This window comes from Methylobacterium sp. CCH5-D2 (genome assembly GCF_001556475.1).
Taxonomy (GTDB): Bacteria; Pseudomonadota; Alphaproteobacteria; order Rhizobiales; family Beijerinckiaceae; genus Methylobacterium; species Methylobacterium hispanicum.
This window is the reverse complement of record NZ_LSIX01000582.1, coordinates 1-4,383: the sequence shown is the minus strand read 5'-3', so window position 1 is coordinate 4,383 and position 4,383 is coordinate 1. Positions and strand designations below refer to the sequence as shown.

4 protein-coding genes are annotated in these 4,383 nt (G+C 73.9%); 1 reads left to right on the top strand and 3 read right to left on the bottom strand.

Annotated elements, in window-relative coordinates; genetic code table 11:
• Nucleotides 1-765, bottom strand: a 765-nt coding sequence (locus AX737_RS14925; protein WP_066922562.1) for an adenine nucleotide alpha hydrolase, incomplete at its 3' end; no start/stop codon positions are given.
• A complete protein-coding gene (locus tag AX737_RS14920; protein WP_066922560.1) occupies nucleotides 762-2,030 on the bottom strand; it encodes a LarC family nickel insertion protein in 1,269 nt (422 codons plus the stop codon). The genes AX737_RS14920 and AX737_RS14925, both read right to left, overlap by 4 nt.
• A 272-nt stretch (nucleotides 2,031-2,302) precedes the next feature.
• Here AX737_RS14920 and ggt point away from each other — a divergent pair, with 272 nt between their 5' ends.
• Entirely contained in the window at nucleotides 2,303-3,892 is a 1,590-nt protein-coding gene (ggt, locus tag AX737_RS14915) for a gamma-glutamyltransferase (protein ID WP_066922558.1), read from the top strand.
• Between the two features lie 80 nt (nucleotides 3,893-3,972).
• Here the strand turns inward: ggt and AX737_RS34435 are convergent.
• On the bottom strand, nucleotides 3,973-4,383 hold a 411-nt coding region (locus AX737_RS34435; protein WP_245293449.1), incomplete at its 5' end, for a Wadjet anti-phage system protein JetA family protein.

The window sequence follows — 4,383 nt, the reverse complement described above, 5'->3', positions numbered from 1 at the left end:
GAACCGCACCGGGCCGGCGAGCGCGGGCGCGGGCGCCCGCTCGCGGATCGCGCTGCCGAGATCCGCGCGCAGGCCCGTGTCGAGGAGCGCGAGGCAGCGCGGATCGAGTTCCACCACGACGCCCTCCGCCCGGACGCGGCAGCGCACCCGCGCCTCCGCCCCACCGGCTGCGAGCGCCCCCCCGACGATGCGCTCGACCGCGTGGATGAAGGCGAGCGTCTCTGGCTCGATGCGGATGCCGGTCTCGACCCGGCTCGACAGGCAGGGCGAGGCCGGGAGTTCGGCGACCTCGCCGAGGCCCAGCTCCCGCGCCAGCGCCCGCACCGCCGCCTTGCCGAGGCCCGCGGCCACGAAGGGATGGCGCACCCCGTGCTCGCGCGCCGCGTCGAGGCCGGGCCGGTACTCGCCGAGGTCGTCGAGATTGGCGCCCGACACGATCTGCCGGTCGGTGACCCCGCGGATCGCGCCGTACAGGTTCGTCTTGCAGAAGAAGCAGCGGTTGACCGGGTTCGCCCGGTACTGCGGGTCGGCGAACTCGCCGGCCTCGATCACGCGCAGCCGCCAGCCCTGGCGGGCGGCCTCGGCCCGCACGCGGGCGGTCGCCTCGGCGGGCACGGCCGGCGAGGCCGCGTGGACCGCGAGCATCCCGGTCCGGCCGAGGCTGCGCTGGCTGAGCGTCGCGAGCGTCAGGCTGTCGACGCCGCCGCTCACCGCCACCGCGAGCGGCCCCATCCCGGCGAGAAGGCTTTCCAGCGACGCGCTCATGTCCGATCCTCGTCAGCGTGCTCCGCGAGCGCCAGTTGCTCGGCCGCGCGGCGCAGGCTCTCGCGGGCGGCGTGGCCCTCGTGGGCCAGGGCGTCGTCGGCCTCCGCCTTGGCGGTGGCCCCGCCCGGCCGCGCCACCGTCTTCACCCGGAGGTCGTGGCCGCCCACCGCCACCGTGCGGCTCGTTCGGTCGAGCGCGATCCCCGAGTCGATCCGGTGGCGCAGGCCGATCGTGGTGGTCTCGCGGAAGCAGGCTTCCGCGACGGCTTCCAGCGCCTCGGCGCGGGCCAGCACCCGCACATGGGTCATCATCCGCCCCTTCTTGCCGAAGACCGGCATCTGCACCGCGTCGAGCACGTCCGGGAGCGCCCGCAGCCGGTCGAGGCCCATGGCGAGATCCTCCGCCGACTGGTCGTCCACCTCGAACTCGATCACCGCGAGGTCGCGGTGGCGGCCGACCGCGCGCGCGCCGCTCCCGGCCTCCGCGAAGACCAGGGCCCGCACGCAGTTGCTCAGGGCCGGCAGGGTGCGGGTGCCGAAGCCGATACCGCTGCGGGCGAGCCTGCGGGGCTCGCGCGACGGGCCGCCCTGCCCGCAGAGATGGCGCAGGATGGCGGCGCCCGTCGGCGTCACCCGCTCGCCCGGCACGCCGTCGTCGATGGTGGCGAAGCCTTCGATCAGCAGGGCGGTGGCGGGTGCTGGCACCGGCAGGAATCCGTGCTGCGTGCGGACCCGCCCGGAGCCGAGCGGCAGCGCCGACACGCTCCAGCGCGTGGCGCCGGTCGCGGCCGCGAGGTGGGCGGCGGCCACGATATCGGCGATCGAGTCGAGCGCGCCCACCTCGTGGAAGGCGACGTCCGCGACCGGGATGCCGTGCACCCGCGCCTCCGCCTCGGCGAGATGCCCGAAGATCGCGAGCGCGTGGTCGCGCACCGCGGGGTCGAGACCGGCGTCGCAGAGCCCGGCGCGGATCTCCGACCAGTGCCGGTGGGCGTGCGCGCCGTGCTGCCCGTGCGCAGGCTCGTGCGCGTGGTGATGGGCATGGTGATGGTCGTGGTGATGGCCTGGCTCGTCCCGCTCCGCGACGACGAAGCGGCGCCCCTGCAGCACGCCGTCGTTGTGGGCGATGAGCGCGCAGTCCGCGCCCCGCGCCGCCGCCCGCACGCTCGCGAGGACCCCGGCCTCGTGCTCCGGGAAGGCGTCCAGCAGGGCGGCGGCGAACATGTCGCCGGCCATCCCGCCGATGGCATCGAGGTGAATCTGCATCCGGAGACGACAGCCTGGGTGAGCCGCAACGATCGTGATGCAGCCACATCGTTCGCTGCGCCCCCGCGACAACCGCTCGCGGCGCGGGGCGGAAGGCCGCAGCCGAGCGGGCCGGCGGCTTGACACGGGCGCGACGCGGCCCGCGATCCGTCGCACGGGCCATCTTGGCATGCCGCATGCCTTGTGCATCCTGCGGTAGCCGCGCCCGCGTTCGGTTCGGGCGCGCGGACGGGACGGGTCCGTCCACCGCATCAACCGGGAGTTTCAGCGTCGTGAGAGATTTCAGCAGGCCCGGGCGCTCGCCCGTCTACGCCGGCAACGGGGCGGTGGCGACCTCGCACCCGCTCTCGACGCTCGCGGCGATCGAGGTGCTGCGCGCGGGCGGCAACGCGGTCGATGCGGGAATCGCCGCTGTGGCCGTGCAGTGCGTGGTCGATCCGCTGATGACGGGCATCGGCGGCGACTGCTTCGCGCTCTACGCGCCGCGCGGGGCGGCCGTGCCCTACGCGTTGAACGGCTCGGGCCGCAGCCCGGCGGCGGCCTCAGACGCGTGGTACCTCGAGAACGGCGTCACCATCACCCCGACCTCGCCGCACGCGGTCACGGTCCCGGGTGCGGTCGCGGCCTGGGCGAAGCTCCTGGAGGAGCACGGCACGCGCACGCTCGGCGAGCTGCTCCAGCCGGCGATCCGCTACGCCGAAGAGGGTTTCCCGGTGCAGCCGCGGGTCGGCTGGGACTGGGCGCGCAGCGTCGAGCGGGTGTCGCACGATCCGGGCGCCGCCGCGACCTATCTCGTCGACGGCAAGGCACCGGCCATCGGCGCGACCGTGCGCCTGCCGCAGCTCGCCGCCACCCTGCGGCGCATCGCCGAAGAAGGCCCGCGCGGCTTCTACGAGGGCCCGGTCGCCCGGGACATGGTCGCGCGCCTGCGGGAGCTCGGCGGGCTGCACACCGAGCAGGACTTCGCCGAGGCCGCGCCCGAGGTGGTCACGCCGATCACCACGCGCTACCGCGGCTACGACGTCTACGAGTGCCCGCCCTCCGGCCAGGGGCTCGCCGTCCTGATGATGCTGAACGTGCTCACGCCCTTCGACGTGGCGGCGCTCTCCGATCTCGACCGGGCGCACCTGCTCGCGGAGGTGTGCAAGCAGGGCTACCACCATCGCGACGCGCTCTTCGCGGATCCCAGCCTGCACCGCGTGCCGGTGGAGCACCTCCTCTCCGACGCGTGGCGGGCCTCGGCGCGGGGCGCCATCGACATGGCCCGGGCCAGCGTGCCGGAGGTCTACCCGGAGATCGTCAACGAGGTCGCGCACCGGGACACGGTCTATCTCAGCGTGGTCGATCGGGACGGCAACGCGCTCTCGCTGATCAACTCGATCTTCCAGGGCTTCGGCAGCGGCATCCTGGCGCCGGAGAGCGGCGTGCTCCTGCACAACCGCGGCTACAGCTTCCGGGTCGAGCCGGGCCACCCGAACACGATCGCGCCGAAGAAGCGCCCGATGCACACGATCATCCCCGGCATGCTGATGCGCGACGGCCGCGCGGTGGCGCCCTTCGGCGTGATGGGCGGGCACTACCAGGCGATGGGGCATGTCCAGCTCCTCACCAACATCATCGACCTCGGCCTCGACGTGCAGGAGGCCCTCGATGCGCCGCGCAGCTTCGCCTACGAGGGCGTGGTCGAGATGGAGACCGGGTTTTCGGACGACATCCTGGCCGGCATGCGCGACCGGGGCCACAAGGCGGTCACGGCGCCGCTGCCGATCGGGGGCGGCCAGATCATCTGGATCGACCACGCCACAGGCACGCTGGTCGCGGGGTCGGACCCGCGCAAGGACGGCAGCGCGCTGGGGTATTGAGGCGGACGAGGTCGTCTACGGAAGCGGCACCTCCCCTCTCCCCGCCTGCGGGGAGAGGGGATCCGTCGGCGGTCCTGCGGCTACTTGGAAACGTGCGCGGCTGTGTCGACGGCAGGACCCTCCCCCACACGCCGCAGCACGAAATCCGGGCAGTCGAGCCAGCCGTTCGAGACCCGTTCCGTCAGGTGCGTGACCCCGTAGCGGGCGCCCAACTCGCCCTCGAACAGCACGTCGATCTCGCGCAGGCGCTGGAACACCACGAAGGCGTCGATGTCCGTGACCGGGATCTCGGACCCGCGCAAGCTGCCGTCCGCCGCGAGCCGCGCCTCCACGAACTCCGCCATGGAGCGCGGCGTCACGGTGGTGCGGCGGCGGAACTCCGCCTTGGCGGTGACGAAGGCCTCGATGCGCGGGTCGATGAAGATCTCAGGGAGCGGATCGTTGTCGATCGGCGGCCGGGTCCGGCGGGGCGTCGAGAGATGCGCCTCGCC

Bases quoted from the DNA above. Each gene is read 5' to 3' on its own strand.
- AX737_RS14920 (WP_066922560.1), bottom strand. From the start codon at position 2,030: ATGCAGATTCACCTCGATGCCATCGGCGGGATGGCCGGCGACATGTTC.